This is a genomic window from Kluyvera genomosp. 2 (genome assembly GCF_036759865.1).
Lineage (GTDB): Bacteria > Pseudomonadota > Gammaproteobacteria > Enterobacterales > Enterobacteriaceae > Kluyvera > Kluyvera ascorbata_B.
This window is the reverse complement of record NZ_JAPKIA010000001.1, coordinates 260312-277244: the sequence shown is the minus strand read 5'-3', so window position 1 is coordinate 277244 and position 16933 is coordinate 260312. Positions and strand designations below refer to the sequence as shown.

Genomic DNA, 16933 nt, shown 5'->3' with positions numbered 1-16933 from the left:
CGTACTGAAAAATATAAATAATAATGTATGGCACAAAGTTTGCTATCAATGCATATAACCTAAAAAGTTAAAGACGCAATAATTCATTCCATTTAATGATATGTATAAATATCAACCGGATGTTGCGTCTGAACGTGCTGATAACATTCAAGTGAGACCATGCTATGCCCGTAAATCACGCTGTTCCCGACTATACGCAACATGCGCCGAACGCCCATCGTATCGCCAGTGATGAAGAGGCGCTGAGCATCGCCCACGAGATCGCTGCTTTTTTACAGGCCGGCGCCTCCGAGCGAGACCTGAGCGGCGTAGTGCCGCCCGACGTCGTCAATACCTACTCCAACAGCGGGCTATGGGGGATAACCGTACCGCGCCGTTTTGGCGGGGCCGAAGTTTCCGCGGCGACGCTGGCGTCGGTGATTGCCATTATCTCGGCGGCAGATCCGGCGCTGGGGCAAATCCCGCAAAACCACTACTGCCTGCTGGAAGATATTCGTCTGCAGGGCAGCGAAGAACAGCCGCGCTACTTCTTCGATCTCGTGCTGCAGGGCTATCGATTTGCCAATGCGCTGTCGGAAACCGGCGGTAAAACGGTACAGGATATTCAGACCCGGCTGACCCAGACTGACGATGGCCTGCGCATTGACGGACGCAAAGGCTACTGCACGGGTTCACTGTATGCTCACTGGCTTGGCGTACTGGCGCTGGATGAGGATGGGCTGGCACAGCTGGCCTTCGTGCCGCGCAACACGCTGGGCGTGACGGTTGTCAACGACTGGGCCTGCCTGGGCCAGCGCACCACCTCCAGCGGTACGGTGCTGGTGGAGAACCTGCGGGTTGAGCCGTTCAATATCATTCCCAGCTGGAAATCTTACGCGACGCCCACTCTCGCCGGGCCGTTTGCCCAGCTCACGACGGCGGCTATTGATGCGGGGATCGCCCGCGCCGCGTTGAACGATACCGTCAGTTTTGTGAATCAGTTCGCTCGCCCGTGGATCGACGCAGGGGTGGAGCGGGCCGGAGACGATCCGCTGACGGTGTATCAGATTGGCGCGCTGGATAGCCGACTCGCCGCCGCTGAGGCGCTGCTTGAACAGGCGGGTAGAGTGCTCGACCGCTATAAACACACGCTGACCGAAGAGACCGTGGCGCTAGCGTCTATAGCGGTTGCTCGCGCCAAAATATTTACCACCGAAGCCGCGCTGGAGGCCTCGACGCGGCTGTTTGAGCTGGGCGGTACGCGCTCGACCCATCCGCGCTACAACTTCGATCGCCACTGGCGCAACGGGCGGGTTCACACGCTGCACGATCCGGTGCGCTGGAAGTATCACCTGCTGGGTAACTGGGTGTTGAACGGCAAAGCGCCCGCGCGCCACGACTGGAACTGAGGAGGCACGATGCTCGCTTTTCTGGCCGAAATTGATTGGGGTGACGTGGCGCAGGCGGGGGCAGATACCCTGACGATGCTGGCCTGGGCACTGGGCTTTACCGTACTGATCGGCCTGCCGCTGGGCGTGGTGCTCTACCTCACCGGGCAGCCGCGGCTGTTGCATGCCCCGATGCTGTATCGCGTGCTCTCGCTACTGGTTAACGTACTGCGATCGCTGCCGTTCATCATTTTGCTGATCGTCATGATCCCGTTGACCACGCTGATTACCGGCACCTCGTTGGGCGTGGAAGGTACCATTCCGCCGCTGGTCGCGGGCTGTGCGCCGTTCTTTGCACGATTGGTAGAGACGTCGTTGCGCGAAGTGGACCACGGGCTGGTGGAAGCCAGCTGGGCGATGGGCGGCAGCACCTGGCAGCTAATCTGGTACACGCTGCTGCCGGAGGCGCGATCGGGGCTGATTGCCGCCGTTACCGTCACGGCGATTGTGCTGGTGGATTACACCTCAATGGCCGGCGTTATCGGCGGCGGCGGGCTGGGAGATTTAGCCATACGCTTTGGCTACCAACGTTTTCAGACCGACGTGATGGCGGTGACGGTGGTGCTGCTGATTGCGCTGGTACAGGTTTTACAAATGAGCGGCGACCGCCTGGTGCGCCGTATGAGTCGTCAATAAATCGCTTAACAGGTATCAACAATGAAAAAAACCGTGATTGCCGGGCTGCTGGCGCTGTTCTCTTATTCGGCGATGGCCAATGAAACCCTGTTGGTAGGCGCCACGCCCGTTCCGCATGCTGAAATACTGGCGTTTGTGAAACCGGTGCTGGCGAAGGAAGGGGTAGATCTGAAAATCAAAGTCTTCAACGATTTTATTCAGCCTAACCAGCAGCTGGCGGAGAAAAATCTCGATGCCAACTACTATCAGTATCGCCCGTTCCTCGATGATTATAACAAAAACCGTCATACCAACCTGGTGCCGGTGGTGGGTGTCCACATCGAGCCGTTTGGCGCCTACTCGACGAAATATAAAAATCTGCACGACCTGCCGGACGGCGCAACGATCGCGATTCCTAACGATCCGGTCAATACCGGGCGCTCGCTGGTGCTGCTCAGCGAAGCGGGGCTGATTACGTTGAAAAACCCACAGGACCCGCAGTCGACGGAGAAAGATATCACCGCCAATCCACACCATTTCAAAATTCGCCCGCTGGAAGGGGCGATGCTGGCGCGGGCGCTGAATCAGGTGGATCTGGCGTTTGTCTTTGCTAACTATGCGCTGGAAGCGGGAATTGATACGGATAAAGCGTTGATCGTTGAAAAAGGCAAAAGCCTGTACGTCGAATATCTTGTGGCGCGCCCCGACAACATTAACGATCCCGGCATTCAAAAGCTGGCGAAAGCGCTTAATTCCGACGCGGTGCGCCAGTTTATTTTGACCCGTTATCAGGGAAAGATTGCCCCCGGTTTTTAGGAGACAGCGTATGACACAGCACCAGAATACGCCGCACATCCGCCTGCGCGGCATCAGTAAAGCCTACCCGAACGGCGTTCAGGCGCTGGAAGACATCAGTCTCGATATTCACGCGGGTGAAATATTCGGCATTATCGGGCGCAGCGGTGCGGGGAAATCGACGCTGCTGCGGCTGTTTAACCGCCTGGAGCGCGCCGATCGCGGCGAAATAGGTATTCACGACGTCCCCATTGATGGCGGCGGCAGCGGGCCGCTGCGCGATTTACGCCGCCGGGTGGCGATGATTTTCCAGCACTTCAATCTGCATTCCACCAGGACGGTGGCGGAGAATATTGAACTGCCGCTGCGAATGGCCGGTATTCCGGCCATCGAACGCCGCCGCCGCGTTGAGGAGATGCTTCGGTTGGTGGGGCTGGAGTCACTCCGCGCGAGCTATCCCTCGCAATTGTCCGGTGGGCAAAAACAGCGAACCGGGATTGCCAGGGCGCTGGTCACGCAGCCAGAAATTTTGCTTTGCGATGAGGCGACTTCGGCGCTCGATCCGGAAAATACGCTAGCCGTGCTGAGCCTGCTCAAAGAGATTAATCAGCGTCTGGGGCTGACCATTATTCTGATTACCCACGAGATGGACGTGATTCGTACGCTGTGCGATCGGGTGGCGGTGCTGGAGAAAGGACGGATTATTGAGCACGGTGAAGTCTGGCAGGTGTTTGGCGACCCGCAGCATGAGGTGACGCGCGGAATGCTCGGGACGCTGCATCACGGGCGCGAGGAGAATCGTGAAATCATGGTCGAAGGACAGCAGCTGATCACGCTGCATTTTAATGGTGTGAACGGGCGGGAACCGGATTTGCAGCAGATTGCGAAGGCGCTCGGTGGTCACCCGCAGCTGGTGTACAGCAGCTGTGAACCGATTCAGGGGCGGATCGTTGGGCAACTGCGGGTGCGTGTCGATACGCCGCTGACGGCGGAGTCTTTGCAGCGGGTGACTCAGGTCGCGGATAAGGTGGCGGTCAGGTAGACCGAGCGGCCCCCGGCGGCGATGCGCTTGGCCGGGCTACGTGATTGTGCCGGGTCCGGGGTTCTCACCCCGCCTGGCTGTGCAACAGGCGAAAAAAAAAGCCCGTACTTGCGTACGAGCTCTTCTTTAAATATGGCGGTGAGGCGGGGATTGACTCGCTTCGCTCGCCCTGCGGGCAGCCCGTTCACTGTGTTCACGGTCTGTCCAACTGGCTGCGCCAGTTGTCGAACCCGGGTCCGGGGTTCTCACCCCGCCTAGTTATGCAACAGGCGAAAAAAAAAGCCCGTACTTGCGTACGAGCTCTTCTTCAAATATGGCGGTGAGGCGGGGATTCGAACCCCGGATACGTTGCCGTATACACACTTTCCAGGCGTGCTCCTTCAGCCACTCGGACACCTCACCATATTGTTTTGCTGCTCACCTTAGGTGGTCAACGGGGCGCTACTATAGGGAGTTGACCTAAAACGGTCAAGCATAATTTCGGCTTTCTTTATCGTTCGGTTAAGCATTGAGCATTCCCCCACCGTAAACGGCGGGGGAGGGGACTGACGCTGTGGATCGAGCCGCTCAATGCGTAATCACGCACTGCGCCTTTATGTCGCGGGAGCACCATGTTTTTAACTTCTGTCGTTTTACATTTGACCAAAACGGCCAGCGTTAAAATCGCGAACGGCTTCGGCAATTTCGGTTTGACTGTTCATCACGAAGGGGCCATAGCCCACAATCGGTTCATTAATTGGTTCTCCGGCCAGCACCAGAACCCTGGCATCGCTGCTGGCGTGCAAATGCACCTGCTCGCCCTGATGACTCATGACAACCAGCTGCGCTTCCTGGACGGCACTTTCACCGTTGACCGTTACGCTACCCTCCAGCACCACCAGTGCGGTGCTCCAGCCGTCGGGCTGCTCAAACATGACCTCTTTGTCCTGATTAATCTGGATATCCCAGACGTTAAGCGGCGAGAAGGTGTGGGCCGGGCCCCTGGTGTCGCGGTAGCGCCCGGCGATCGCGCGTAGCGTTCCGCTGTCATCCGGCAGCGCCACGACAGGAATCGATGCGGCTTCTATGCTCTGATATCCCGGCGCGGTCATCTTGTCTTTTGCCGGCAGATTGACCCACAGCTGGATCATTTTCAGCTCGCCGCCACGCTGGGCAAACGCTGCCGAGTGAAATTCCTGATGCAGAATGCCCGAGCCGGCGGTCATCCACTGCACGTCGCCGGGTCCAATAACGCCGCCTTTACCGGTAGAGTCACGATGCTCGACTTCTCCCGCGTAGACGAGAGTGACCGTCTCAAAACCGCGGTGCGGATGCTCACCCACGCCGCGTTTAGCACCGTCAGCGGGGAAGTGTTGCGGCCCGGCGTAATCAAGCAGTAAAAACGGGCTCAGGCTTTCGCCGTGCGACTGATAAGAAAATAACGAACGAACCGGAAAACCGTCGCCCACCCAGTGCGGATGTGGTGCGGTATAAACACCCGTAATTTTTTTCATGGTTTTCTCCTCAGGAGCGAGTCTGGATGTCAATAAGCTTATATTCGAGGGTAAATATCCGGTAGATAGCAAAAGTGACCTACACTGTTGCAAAAATAGAACGATGGAGTGGGTATGCAGGATCTCAATGATTTCGCGTGGTTTGTGCATGTGGTCGATCACGGTGGCTTTGCGGCGGCAGGCAGAGCGCTGGATATTCCCAAGTCAAAACTCAGCCGACGCATTGCCCAGTTGGAAGCGCAGCTCGGCGTGCGGCTGATTCACCGTACCACACGCCAGTTTACGGTCACCGACGTGGGGCAAACCTTTTATCAGCACTGCAAGGCGATGATGATTGAAGCGGAGGCGGCACAGGAGGCGATTGCGGTGTTACAGGCGGAGCCGCGTGGCAGCGTCAGGTTGACATGCCCGGTGACGTTACTGCATGTCCACATCGGCCCGATGCTGGCGCGCTTTATGCGGCGATACCCGGGCGTTCAGCTTCATCTGGAAGCAACCAATCGACGGGTTGACCTGATAGCAGAAGGCGTTGACGTCGCCATCCGCGTGCGGCCAAGGCCATTTGACGACAGTGACTTAGTGATGCGCGTGCTGGCCGATCGCGGGCATTGCCTCGTCGCCAGCCCGTCCCTGGTTGCGGAGCACGGCCTGCCGCGCTCGCCGGACGATCTGAGCCGCTGGCCAGGCTTAAGCATGGCGATGGGCAAACAGGTTCACTCATGGTCGCTTAGCGGACCGAACGGCGCGAAGGTGGACGTACATTTCACCCCGCGGCTGATCGCTAGCGATATGCTGGCGCTGCGTGAAGCCGCCGTCGCGGGAGTGGGCGTGGTACAGCTACCGCTCCTGATGGTGCGGGAACAGCTGGCGAAAGGCGCGCTGGTGCGCGTGCTGGAGGACTGGGAGCCGAAGCGGGAAGTCATTCACGCGGTATACCCCTCGCGTCGCGGTCAACTGCCCGCAGTGCGAGCGCTGGTGGATTTTCTCCGCGAGGAGTATGCGCAGATGATTGAAGAGTGACGTTTCCGGGCAGGTAATCAGGCGAGGTGGAAAGCCAGAGAATAGCCCTGTTCATGCCAGTGCTGTAGCAATTCCTGCTGTCGGCGGGTGGGGGTAACCCCCGTCCAGACGAACAGCTGCTGGCCGGGAAACAGTTCAGGGCGCGGTGATTCCAGCGGCTCGGCGAGCACTGCAATATGCCAGCCCCGTTGAGAAAGCCGCCAGGCCTCAAGCCACAAACGCGTACGATCGTCGGTGTCCCAGCCCATCAGCAGCGCATCTTTGCCGGCTTTGCGGCGTGATTCGGACAGGCAGGAGGTGACAAACTCAATCAGCACGCCGTCGAGCAGGCTGCACATGATGCGGGCAGTGTTTTGGTCGAGGCTGAGACGTTGACGAACGGGAACAAAAACATGGTCGATCAGTGCATCACAGGGATGTTCACGACCTAATGCGCTGATTTTGGCGCGCAGCCGCGCCGGGCGAGCGGAGCGGAGTGCTGCCATCATCTCTTCCTGCAAGGCACTCCAGTCATCGTGCGTCGTGGTCTGACTTTCTTCAAGCAGCGCTTTGACTTTACCCACGGGCACGCCGCTTTTGATCCAGCGCTTTATCTCTTCGATACGCTGAATATCTTCTTCATCAAACTGTCGGTGGCCGCCTTCGCTACGCTGGGGCTTTAATAAGCCGTAGCGTCGCTGCCATGCGCGCAAGGTGACGGGATTGATACCGCATCGTTCGGCAACATCGCCTATGCTGTAAAAGCTCATACAATCCCTCATGCTATAACCAAACGTCCTGTATAAAAATAACGAATTCACCGCCATCTGTACAATTTATAATTTATTGTACAGTGCCGTTTGTACAGGTGTCATCGTGGATGATTACCTGCCGAGAAGAAGTAAGCGTAGAGGCGGTTAAGATGGTAATTAATTGATTTTTAATGACGAAAAAGAAGAACGCCCGCCTTCGGCCGGGACCTCAGGCGAAATAATTCATTACAGTTCGGTTTTTTTCTCTGGCCAGGTGATGGCCGGGATCCCATAGTGGCACGGCGCCGCAAATAAATGCCCCTGGAATTCGGTAATCCCAGCAGATTCAAGCCACATCCACTCTTCCGCCTTTTCGACGCCTACCGCAGACACGGCAATTTCAAGTGACGAACAACATTTGATGATGGCCTGAATAATGGCCTGACGTGGGCCACTTTTGTGAACATCCTGAATAAGGTCGCGGTTGATTTTAATTCTGTCGGGCTGGAACTGCGCCAGCAGCTGCAGGCCCGCGAATCCCGCGCCAAAATGATCGATAGCGACGCTTATCCCAGAACCCTTCAGCGTACGCACGGCCTGAGTGAAAGCATCAAATTGCGAAATGGCTTCACTTTCAGTGAATTCGACGATGATTTGCTCGGGAATGAGGCCATTGTCGGCAATCGCCTGCAGCAAAATGTTGACCGCATCCGGCACGTTAACCAGCGTCATCGGCAGCAGGTTAATCGACAGCGTCAGATCGCCAATACCGAGCGCAACGGCAAGCGCGAAGGCCGTTTTCTTACTGTGCAGGTCAGCCAGATAAAGGTCGTCGCCGTTGAGTGAGTCAAAGAAAACCGCGGGAGAACCGCCGGAGGGCGCACGGACCAGCGCTTCAAGCGAGACAACCTCCTGAGCAAGCGGGTCAATAATGGGCTGAAATGCAAAGCCGCATTGCGCTTCGCAGTGGATGACGGAAGCGTCGAGGATGTGGTCGCGTTCAGTGGTGATAAACGCACAGCTATCGGCGGGCGGGATCTCGAAATAATTTTCCTTTTCTACCGACTCGACAAACGTGCGAAAGAATTGCAACGCACGATCGTTATAGGTGAGCTGGTAGCGGGAAGTGCCTTTATTAAGAATGAGTTGCAGTACTTCTGTCCTGTCGTGTTCACGGAGATCGAGAAGCTCCATACCGACTTTGCCAAAGCGACGTGAAGGACCGTAATCGCAAAGTAGCTCGACGATGTTGTAGTGGCGGCGATCCTGGCAAATTGCGCGGTAGATGGGTTTTACCGTTTCTTCCGGACCTTCGAGGAGCTGAAAGAAATGCGTACCGTTGAACAGCAGGATGCCCGTGACGTCGGCATGACCATTTTTAAGATTCGCAGCGGCGACCATACTTTCGAGCGCTTTCACCGGCACGTCATCACAGAGATGGCTGCGGTAGATGATGGTAGTAAGCATGATTTTCCGGCGTAGGAGAGAAGGACCTTAACCCTAACAGATAGCAGCGTAATTAACACATTAAATTAACAAAAGTTTTACCACTCATGATTATCACGCTTACGTTATGCCAGAAGGAGAGGGGGGTAGCGTTTTTTCTCTTTCAAAATTAGTACAATAACAATGGTTAAAAAATGAAAATTAGCACGGTAAGTAATTGAAAGTATTGTATTAGCATTTTTAGCTAAATTTTAAAACATGTGTTTGTACAGATATTGTGTACAATTTTTATGACTTTGAGTGACGAAGCGTTTACTTTTTTACTGATTCGTACAGGAGCATCTCATGCAGCAGAATGGTTACATTTTTGATACGGCTGGTGCCATCGCACAGTATTTCAATAAGGCCAGCCTGCCTACACAGCAGGAGACACTAGGAGAGATTGTGGTCGAAATTTTGCACGATGGGCGAAACCTTAATCGTAAATCATTGTGCACGAAATTACTGAGTCGCCTTGAACAGGCGTCCTGCGCTGAGGAAAAAGGTCATTACAATGCGTTAATCGGTTTACTTTTCGAACGCTGAGCGCAGGTCACGCCAGAGGCGAGCAGCAGCATGCTGCGACTTCGTTTCTGGCTCAAGGGGTATAAGAGAGCGGTAATGTACAAAAATGACATTGAGAAACTCACGGATGAACTTATCGGGCAGGCAGTGCTGTTATTGCTTAAACGCAACGTTCCAGTGAACTCAATGGCGCTGCTCACTCAGCTTCGTGCGATGCAGGCGACTGAAACTGAACGGTCCCGACGTGATGTTTTCCCGTCGCTGATTGCCCGCATTGAAGCGGCGACGGGTAAGCAAACCAAATTAACGCAGGGCGAGCATAGGGAAAATGCCCGATGGAGATCGCGCGACGGCTCGAGACAACGAAAAAGGAAAGTTCACTAAAACCTTTACTTATCAACAGTGGTGAAAAGAATGAACACAGCAATGATTCAACAACCCGATATTTACAGCGCTTTATCCGATCATTCTCTGTCCGATTATTTTCGTCATGCTGGCGATGTGCTTGCTGAGGAAGCGGCTGTATTAGGTTCAGCCATCCGACATATTCTGATGAACGGTGAGCATATTAATAATAAGAATATTATTTTATCACTTGTACAACGGCTGGAGGTCACCGCTGACGTGGTACAGGCAGATGTTATAAGAAAGACGCTGGAGATTGTGGTTGGTCATACCATGGATGATATTTGATCGCGATGTCAGCGGGTTAATTCATCCGTACTCTAACCCAATACGCTATGGCGGTCGGTAGACGCTGACCAGCCTGGTAATTGCCGTTTGATTTTCAGTGGAAAATGAACAATGTGCTGCGACGACTATGTACGGACGGGGCATGCCGACCTTTGGCTTTCCGACAACTATCTCCGCTGTGGCCTGGAGAATATTCTGACAAAGGTGTCCTTTGGCGATAACGCAATCCGCTATGTATTTTTAACTGAACATGAATATGCCGAAGTTATTAATCATAATTATAACCTGAGAAAAAGCAGGATAATTCTGCTGACCGATGGTTCGCGTTTTGAATTTCTCGATGACCTGTCGGTGTATCAGTTTCCGATGAAATCAAGCGTTGAAGAACTGCATGAATTTATTCTGTCGGTTGTGAATCAAAAAGGGCGACGGGCTGCCCGTAAAAACAGGGTGTTGCTGACGCCACGGGAACGACGGCTGATTGATTTAATTAAGCAGGGTAAACGCATGGCGGATATGGGCGATCACCTGGATCTGCATATCAAAACGATCTATCAGACGCGCCGGGCGCTGATAAAAAAGATGGGATGCAGCGGCGCGGTGGATCTGCTGAAAAAACTGCGCAGCGAAGTCTTTAACAACTGGCTGATGGAGAGCCATTAGTCATTCAGGGACGGACTTCTCACCCCACCATGCCATGCAACAGGCGAAAAAAAGCCCGTACTTGCGTACGAGCTCTTCTTTAAATATGGCGGTGAGGCGGGGATTGACTCGCTTCGCTCGCCCTGCGGGCAGCCCGTTCACTGTGTTCACGGTCTGTCCAACTGGCTGCGCCGCTACTCGGCCCATCCCTGGGCCTCGCCCCTCCGGGGCCAGCGCATGCGCTGTTCAAAATTGCTCCCGGCAATTTTGTGTCGAACCCGGGTCCGGGGTTCTCACCCCGCCTGGTTGTGCAACAGGCGAAAAAAAAGCCCGTACTTGCGTACGAGCTCTTCTTTAAATATGGCGGTGAGGCGGGGATTCGAACCCCGGATACGTTGCCGTATACACACTTTCCAGGCGTGCTCCTTCAGCCACTCGGACACCTCACCATATTGTCTTCCCAGCGTCGCTGGGACGAGCGCTAATGTAGGGAAAAGGCTCTCCAGCGTCAATAAACTTTTTCGAAAAATCGCGCGTTTAGACAAACTTCAATCAAATTGCTTCTTAAACATTCATAAATCGTCTTTTTTGCGATCGCCGCCGCATTTCCCGGGACAGCCTGGCGAAATTTGTTATTCTGTAAAATCACAAAAATAATCAAAAACCGCGTCCGATCGCACAAATACGGGCGCCCTGAGCTGGAGTCACTATGGAGATCATCTTTTATCACCCGACGTTTGATACCCCTTATTGGATTGCCGAACTGAGCAAAAAGCTGCCCGGTGCCAATATTCGTGCCTGGGTGCGCGGGGACAATGCGCCGGCTGACTATGCGCTGGTGTGGCATCCGCCGGTTGAGATGTTACAGGGCAGAACGCTGAAGGCGGTTTTTGCGCTGGGGGCGGGCGTTGACTCGATTCTCAGCAAGCTAAAGGCACATCCGGAGATGTTGCCATTGTCGATCCCCCTGTTCCGCCTTGAAGATACCGGCATGGGTATTCAGATGCAGGAATATGCGGTCAGCCAGGTGTTGCACTGGTTCCGTCGTTTTGATGATTATCAGGCGCAGCAGCGAGAATCTCTCTGGCAGCCGCTGGAGGACTATACCCACGATGCATTCACCGTTGGCATTATGGGCGCGGGGGTTCTTGGCTCAAAGGTCGCGGAAAGCCTGCTGGCGTGGGGTTTCCCGGTACGGGTCTGGAGCCGCAGCCGCAAAGCGTGGCCGCAGGTCACCAGTTTTGCCGGCGAAGGCGAACTGAGTGCGTTCCTCAGCGGTACCCGCGTCCTGATCAACCTGCTGCCGAATACCGCGGAAACCGCTGGCATTATTAAGGCACCGCTGCTTGCGCAGCTTCAGGACAATAGCTACGTGCTTAATCTGGCGCGCGGCGTTCACGTGGTTGAAGACGATCTGTTGGCGGCGCTGGACAGCGGTAAACTCAAAGCGGCGATGCTTGACGTGTTCAGCCGTGAACCGTTGCCGGCTGAAAGTCCGCTGTGGCGTCATCCGCGCGTCACCATGACGCCGCACGTGGCGGCCGTCACCCGTCCGCAGGAAGCCATCGCCTATATTGCCCGCACCATCACGCAGCTGGAGCGCGGTGAAACGCCAGGCGGGCAGGTCGACCGAGTTCGCGGCTATTGAGCCAGGCGTTATAAACGCACGCCATTCCTGCTATCCTTGGTTTATCACGAGAGAGGAGAAAGTGATGTATCCTGTTGACTTACATATGCATACTGTTGCGAGCACGCACGCTTACAGTACCTTGCATGACTATATTGCCGAGGCGAAACGTAAAGGGATTAAGCTCTTCGCCATCACCGATCATGGCCCGGACATGGCCGATGCGCCCCACTATTGGCACTTCGTGAATATGCGTATCTGGCCGCGCGTTGTCGATGGTGTGGGTATCCTGCGCGGTATTGAATCCAATATTAAAAATATTGCGGGTGAGATTGATTGCACCGGGCCGATGCTGACGTCGCTGGACTTTATTATCGCCGGGTTCCATGAGCCGGTTTTCGCGCCGCAGGACAAAGAGACCCATACTCAGGCGATGATCGCGGCGATGGCGAGCGGTAATGTGCATATGATTTCACACCCGGGAAACCCTAAATTCCCGGTGGATATTCCCGCCATCGCGGCGGCGGCGGCGAAATATCATGTGGCGCTGGAAATCAACAACTCATCGTTTGTCAGCTCGCGCGTCGGCAGTGAACATAACTGTCGGGCTATTGCCGCAGCGGTTCGGGATGCGGGGGGCTGGCTGGCCCTGGGCTCGGACTCGCACACCGCGTTCACGCTTGGTGAGTTTACCGAATGCCAGAAGATCCTTGATGCGGTTGATTTCCCGCAGGAGCGGATCCTGAACGTCACGCCGCGACGTTTTCTGAATTTCCTTGAGTCGCGCGGGATGCCGCCGATTCCTGAATTTGCTGAATTTTAACGACTAACTGGAATAATTGAATGAACGAGTTTTCTATCCTCTGCCGCGCGCTGGGTTCTCTGTACTACCGTCAGCCGCAGGATCCGCTGCTGGTGCCGCTGTTTACCCTGATTCGGGAAGGCAAGCTGGCGGCAAGCTGGCCGCTGGAGCAGGATGAACTGCTGGCTCGTCTGCAAAAAAGCTGCGATATCCAGCAGATTGCTGCCGACTATAACGCGCTGTTTGTGGGTGAAGAGTGCCGCGTGCCGCCGGTGCGCAGCGCCTGGGTAGAAGGGGCGAGCGAAGCGGAAGTGCGTGCGTTCCTCAGCGGTCAAGGTATGCCGCTGGGGGAGAGCCCGGCGGATCAGATGGGGACGCTGCTGCTGGCGGCTTCATGGCTGGAAGACAACGTTGAAGATGATAATGAGGCGCTGGAAACCCTGTTTGCCGACTATCTGTTACCGTGGTTTGAAACGTTCCTCGGGAAGGTCGAAGCTCATGCCACGACCGCCTTCTGGCGTACGATGGCACCGCTGACCCGCGAAGCGATTGCGGCCATGTGGGATGAGCTGCAGGAAGAAGCTGAAGAGTGATTTAAGTCACGCTTTTGGTGAAAATGAAATGTATATGATGAACATAATGTGCTCGTGATCTCATCATAACGGCGGGCATCTGCTAAGATGCTCGCCATGAACGTTATCTTAGCTATCGCAATCACAACAGGCATTCTCTCCGGTATCTGGGGATGGGTGGCCGTGTCTCTCGGACTCTTGAGCTGGGCCGGTTTTCTTGGCTGTACGGCCTATTTCGCCTGTCCGCAGGGCGGGCTGAAAGGGCTGGCTATTTCCACCTGCACGACCATGAGCGGGGTTGTCTGGGCGCTGGTGATTATCTACGGCAGCGCATTAGCGCCGCATCTGGAGATTGTCGGCTACATGATGACTGGCGTCGTGGCATTTCTGATGTGCATTCAGTCTAAGCAACTGCTGTTGTCATTTGTCCCCGGCACGTTTATTGGCGCTTGCGCTACGTTCGCAGGACAGGGCGACTGGCGCGCGGTTGTGCCGTCGCTGCTGGTGGGGTTGTTGTTTGGCTATGCCATGAAAAACAGCGGCCTATGGCTGGCGAATCGTAAGGCGGAACGTAAGCAAACGGAAGAATCGGCGCTATAACGGTTCAGACATGACGAAGACAAAACGGCGGCGGGGGAATACCCTGGCCGCCGTTTTTTTGTCACGCGATCTTAATGTTTGAAGTTATCGTTAGCCCAGGAAACGGCCTGTGTGCGGTTTTTGACGGCTATTTTCTTAAATAAATGATAGAGATGCGTTTTAACGGTACTCTCACTAATAAAGAGCGCACGGGCGATCTCAAGATTGGAGGCACCGATCCGCAGCTTGTTCAGGATCTCTTTCTCGCGATAGGTGAGAATAGTACTTTCCGAATTATCATAGCGATAGTTACCGGAATGCATAATAAGATAGCTTGCTAATTTACGTGAAAAGTAGCATTCGCCTTCCATCACCTTTTGCAGCCCTTTGACCAGAAAGTGTTCTTCATCATGTTCATAGAATATGCCGCTGATGTGCGGCCATGCCTCGATGTCGGGATAGGAGTACTCTTCTGGCGTGTTGAACAGCAATAATTTTGCACCGTTGTTCAATTTGCACAGCGCTTCCTGCCAGGCCTTCATTAACCGTCTATCGGTATCCATCATATCGAAAAGGATAATGCCCGGGTCTAAATTATCAATGTTAACTAGATGAATATTAACAATTTTAATTTCCATCCTGAGTAACTTTTTCAAATTCTGCGACAGGGCACAAGACTGTAATGAAGGCCTTGTGACTAAGGAGAGAGTCTGGTTTGTCGAGGTAAGCTCTTTTGCCATGATGAGTCCCCAATATAAATTATGCAGCAGGCAAATATTATCAAATCATCTATTTAAGCACTGCTGAAATGTGGTTGCTGTATGGATGAAGTGTTTCAAATAAGAGAATTAAAACTAAAGTTTCTTAATTTAAAATTTAGACGCTGATAAACCTAAATCAAGAAATAATCATGAAACATAATGTAAAAATAAATTACAAAATGTAAATAAGGCCGATTTATTAAGTTTTTAACCTGCATTCTTAATGATCATACATATTGCGCCTTTATATTTTATTTTGTTATTATTCAATATGATATCGGCTGATTTATTTTAAGTAATATGATCGCATCAGACAATTTGTGTGATGATTGCGTGTGACCTTAAGCACTTTTCAAACTTTTGTTGAATCGTCTTCTTTATAACGTGTTGTTTTCCGTGTGCGTTATTCGGTTAGCCTCTCTGGGGATTTATTAATACTAAAGGTTGACTTTTTGAAAATAAATCAACCTTTGTTATGAGATCGCCACGCCAAACTGGTATGCATACTCATCCATATAGCATCGAGTCACTCAGTATTATCGGTGTGGTAAACATAATGCAGCTTTCCTTCGATATTTCTAACATGGCGGGGTGGTTTGTTTTCAAAAGTATGATGAGCTAACCGAATACAGATAAATGGGATGCGGTCTGCACTACGGGTTTTATTTAAATTCGTGGCGAGGATTATTATACCATCAAATACTGTGCGTAATCTTTTTTCAGATTGTGCCGGGCAGCTATCAACTTATTTTTGGCCATTATTTTCTTCTTTCGACATTCTCTGCGATAACGGATTGAAAAAAAGACCATTATCTGCAGATTGGCTTTTATCTATATCGTCAGAATGCTAGGTCATTTATCAATGGGTGTCGTGATTATCACCAGTTCTATTTTGTTTATATTGCAAAATAATCGATTGTTACGGCAATAGCATACAGCAACTTATAACGTGTGAAAGGGTTCATCATGAAAATGAAGCAACTCGCCATCATTATGGCGCTCACCGTTTTATACCCTGCGACGACTATATATGCCGTAGCTGCAGGTGAGAATGGTAATAACGACAACCGCGGTCAAAATTCAAATAACCGGGGGAATGGCAACGACAACGGAAATGGCGGAAACGGTCAGGATAACGGTCAGGGCGGAGGCGGCAATAGCGGCAGCGACCATGGAGGCGGCGGCAACGGAGGCGGCGGCAACGGCGGTGGTGGCGACCATGGAGGCGGTGGCAACGGAGGCGGCGGTAACGGCGGTGGTGGCGACCATGGAGGCGGCGGCAACGGCGGCGGTGGTAACGGCGGTGGCGGCAATGGAGGCGGCGGCAACGGCGGCGGTGGCAACGGAGGCGGCGGCAACGGCGGTGGTGGCAATGGAGGCGGCGGTAACGGCGGCGGCGGCAATGGAGGCGGCGGCAATGGAGGCGGCGGCAACGGAGGCGGTGGCAACGGAGGCGGTGGCAACGGAGGCGGCGGTAACGGCGGCGGCGGCAATGGAGGCGGCGGCAATGGAGGCGGTGGCAACGGAGGCGGTGGCAACGGAGGCGGTGGCAACGGAGGCGGCGGCAATGGAGGCGGCGGTAACGGCGGTGGTGGCGACCATGGCGGCGGCAACGGCGGTGGTGGCAACGGAGGCGGTGGTAACGGCGGTGGTGGCGACCATGGCGGCGGCAACGGAGGCGGTGGTAACGGCGGTGGCGGCAATGGAGGCGGCGATAACGGCGGTGGTGGCCAAGGCAGCGGCGGTGGCGATCACGGCGGTATGGGTGGTGGCCAGGGCGGCAGCGACGGTGGCGATCACGGTGGTATGGGTGGTGGCCAGGGCGGCAGCGGCGGCGATCACGGCGGTATGGGTGGTGGCCAGGGCGGCAGCGGCGGCGATCACGGCGGTATGGGTGGTGGCCAGGGCGGCAGCGGTGGCGATCACGGCGGTATGGGCGGTAATGGCGGCGGTCAGGGTCATAACCCGTTCGGTGGTCATGATAACCACGGTGGCAACGGCGGCGGCAACCAGGGCGGTGGTGATAACCACGGCGGTATGGGCGGCGGTCAGGGTCATAACCCGTTTGGCGGCCATGGTAATCACGGTGGCAACGGCGGCGGTGGCAACCAGGGCGGCGGTGAG

Annotated in this window: 18 protein-coding genes and 2 tRNA genes; 13 read left to right on the top strand and 7 right to left on the bottom strand. The window is 54.4% G+C overall.

The annotated features are described in order from the left end of the window. Positions 1-164 precede the first annotated feature (164 nt). Genes V6942_RS01390 through V6942_RS01375 form a run of 4 tightly spaced genes read left to right on the top strand, consistent with a single transcriptional unit; the run spans position 165 to position 3879 of the window. Complete coding sequence (locus V6942_RS01390) at positions 165-1388, top strand: SfnB family sulfur acquisition oxidoreductase (protein ID WP_333500726.1); 1224 nt, start codon at positions 165-167, stop codon at positions 1386-1388. 9 nt (positions 1389-1397) lie between these two features. Further along, on the top strand, positions 1398-2063 hold the full coding sequence (locus V6942_RS01385) for a methionine ABC transporter permease (protein ID WP_182965642.1): 666 nt from the start codon (positions 1398-1400) through the stop codon (positions 2061-2063). 21 nt (positions 2064-2084) lie between these two features. Further along, a complete protein-coding gene (locus V6942_RS01380) occupies positions 2085-2858 on the top strand; it encodes a MetQ/NlpA family ABC transporter substrate-binding protein (RefSeq protein ID WP_106926220.1) in 774 nt (257 codons plus the stop codon). A gap of 10 nt (positions 2859-2868) precedes the next feature. Next, positions 2869-3879 (top strand): methionine ABC transporter ATP-binding protein, encoded by a 1011-nt coding sequence (locus tag V6942_RS01375; RefSeq protein ID WP_106926222.1) that lies wholly within the window; start codon positions 2869-2871, stop codon positions 3877-3879. Between the two features lie 314 nt (positions 3880-4193). On the opposite strand, the gene V6942_RS01370 is transcribed toward V6942_RS01375, so the two are convergent. Together V6942_RS01370 and V6942_RS01365 are read right to left on the bottom strand one after the other, a co-directional pair. Next, positions 4194-4281, bottom strand: a tRNA-Ser gene (locus V6942_RS01370). Positions 4282-4511: 230 nt separating this feature from the next. Next, entirely contained in the window at positions 4512-5372 is an 861-nt protein-coding gene (locus V6942_RS01365; RefSeq protein ID WP_333500725.1) for a pirin family protein, read from the bottom strand. A gap of 114 nt (positions 5373-5486) precedes the next feature. On the opposite strand from V6942_RS01365, the gene V6942_RS01360 reads away from it, so the two are divergent. Further along, entirely contained in the window at positions 5487-6392 is a 906-nt protein-coding gene (locus V6942_RS01360) for a LysR family transcriptional regulator (protein ID WP_182929115.1), read from the top strand. 17 nt (positions 6393-6409) lie between these two features. Here the strand turns inward: V6942_RS01360 and V6942_RS01355 are convergent, their stop codons facing one another. Together V6942_RS01355 and V6942_RS01350 are read right to left on the bottom strand one after the other, a co-directional pair. Then, the gene (locus V6942_RS01355; protein WP_106926228.1) at positions 6410-7141 is read right to left on the bottom strand and encodes a MerR family transcriptional regulator; all 732 of its coding nucleotides are present in this window, start codon (positions 7139-7141) and stop codon (positions 6410-6412) included. Between the two features lie 228 nt (positions 7142-7369). Further along, positions 7370-8590, bottom strand: a complete 1221-nt coding sequence (locus V6942_RS01350; protein ID WP_333500723.1) for a diguanylate phosphodiesterase — start codon at positions 8588-8590, stop codon at positions 7370-7372. 324 nt (positions 8591-8914) lie between these two features. Here V6942_RS01350 and ycgZ point away from each other — a divergent pair, with 324 nt between their 5' ends. The 4 genes from ycgZ to V6942_RS01330 all read left to right on the top strand — a co-directional run bounded on the left by ycgZ (position 8915) and on the right by V6942_RS01330 (position 10489). Further along, positions 8915-9154 carry a regulatory protein YcgZ gene (gene ycgZ / locus V6942_RS01345; protein WP_106926232.1) on the top strand — a complete coding sequence of 80 codons (240 nt, stop codon included), beginning with the start codon at positions 8915-8917 and terminating at the stop codon, positions 9152-9154. 30 nt (positions 9155-9184) lie between these two features. After that, on the top strand, positions 9185-9517 hold the full coding sequence (locus tag V6942_RS01340; protein ID WP_106926234.1) for a hypothetical protein: 333 nt from the start codon (positions 9185-9187) through the stop codon (positions 9515-9517). Positions 9518-9559: 42 nt separating this feature from the next. Further along, entirely contained in the window at positions 9560-9826 is a 267-nt protein-coding gene (locus tag V6942_RS01335; RefSeq protein WP_106926236.1) for a biofilm development regulator YmgB/AriR family protein, read from the top strand. A 111-nt stretch (positions 9827-9937) separates the two neighbouring features. After that, the gene (locus V6942_RS01330; protein WP_106926238.1) at positions 9938-10489 is read left to right on the top strand and encodes a helix-turn-helix transcriptional regulator; all 552 of its coding nucleotides are present in this window, start codon (positions 9938-9940) and stop codon (positions 10487-10489) included. 340 nt (positions 10490-10829) lie between these two features. Here V6942_RS01330 and V6942_RS01325 read toward each other — a convergent pair. Beyond that, positions 10830-10917: transfer RNA gene (locus tag V6942_RS01325), tRNA-Ser, on the bottom strand. Positions 10918-11177: 260 nt separating this feature from the next. On the opposite strand from V6942_RS01325, the gene ghrA reads away from it, so the two are divergent. The 4 genes from ghrA (at position 11178) to V6942_RS01305 (ending at position 14069) form a co-directional block, all read left to right on the top strand. After that, the gene (ghrA, locus tag V6942_RS01320; protein ID WP_182965636.1) at positions 11178-12116 is read left to right on the top strand and encodes a glyoxylate/hydroxypyruvate reductase GhrA; all 939 of its coding nucleotides are present in this window, start codon (positions 11178-11180) and stop codon (positions 12114-12116) included. Positions 12117-12180: 64 nt separating this feature from the next. Further along, positions 12181-12918 carry a phosphatase gene (locus tag V6942_RS01315; RefSeq protein WP_181357985.1) on the top strand — a complete coding sequence of 246 codons (738 nt, stop codon included), beginning with the start codon at positions 12181-12183 and terminating at the stop codon, positions 12916-12918. 20 nt (positions 12919-12938) lie between these two features. Then, positions 12939-13490 carry a TorD/DmsD family molecular chaperone gene (locus tag V6942_RS01310; protein WP_106926246.1) on the top strand — a complete coding sequence of 184 codons (552 nt, stop codon included), beginning with the start codon at positions 12939-12941 and terminating at the stop codon, positions 13488-13490. Positions 13491-13586: 96 nt separating this feature from the next. Beyond that, the gene (locus V6942_RS01305; RefSeq protein WP_182929111.1) at positions 13587-14069 is read left to right on the top strand and encodes a DUF1097 domain-containing protein; all 483 of its coding nucleotides are present in this window, start codon (positions 13587-13589) and stop codon (positions 14067-14069) included. Between the two features lie 71 nt (positions 14070-14140). On the opposite strand, the gene csgD is transcribed toward V6942_RS01305, so the two are convergent. Beyond that, complete coding sequence (csgD, locus tag V6942_RS01300) at positions 14141-14788, bottom strand: biofilm master transcriptional regulator CsgD (protein WP_106926250.1); 648 nt, start codon at positions 14786-14788, stop codon at positions 14141-14143. 1101 nt (positions 14789-15889) lie between these two features. Beyond that, a partial coding sequence (locus V6942_RS01295) for a hypothetical protein (RefSeq protein ID WP_333500722.1) occupies positions 15890-16933 on the bottom strand: 1044 nt, incomplete at its 5' end.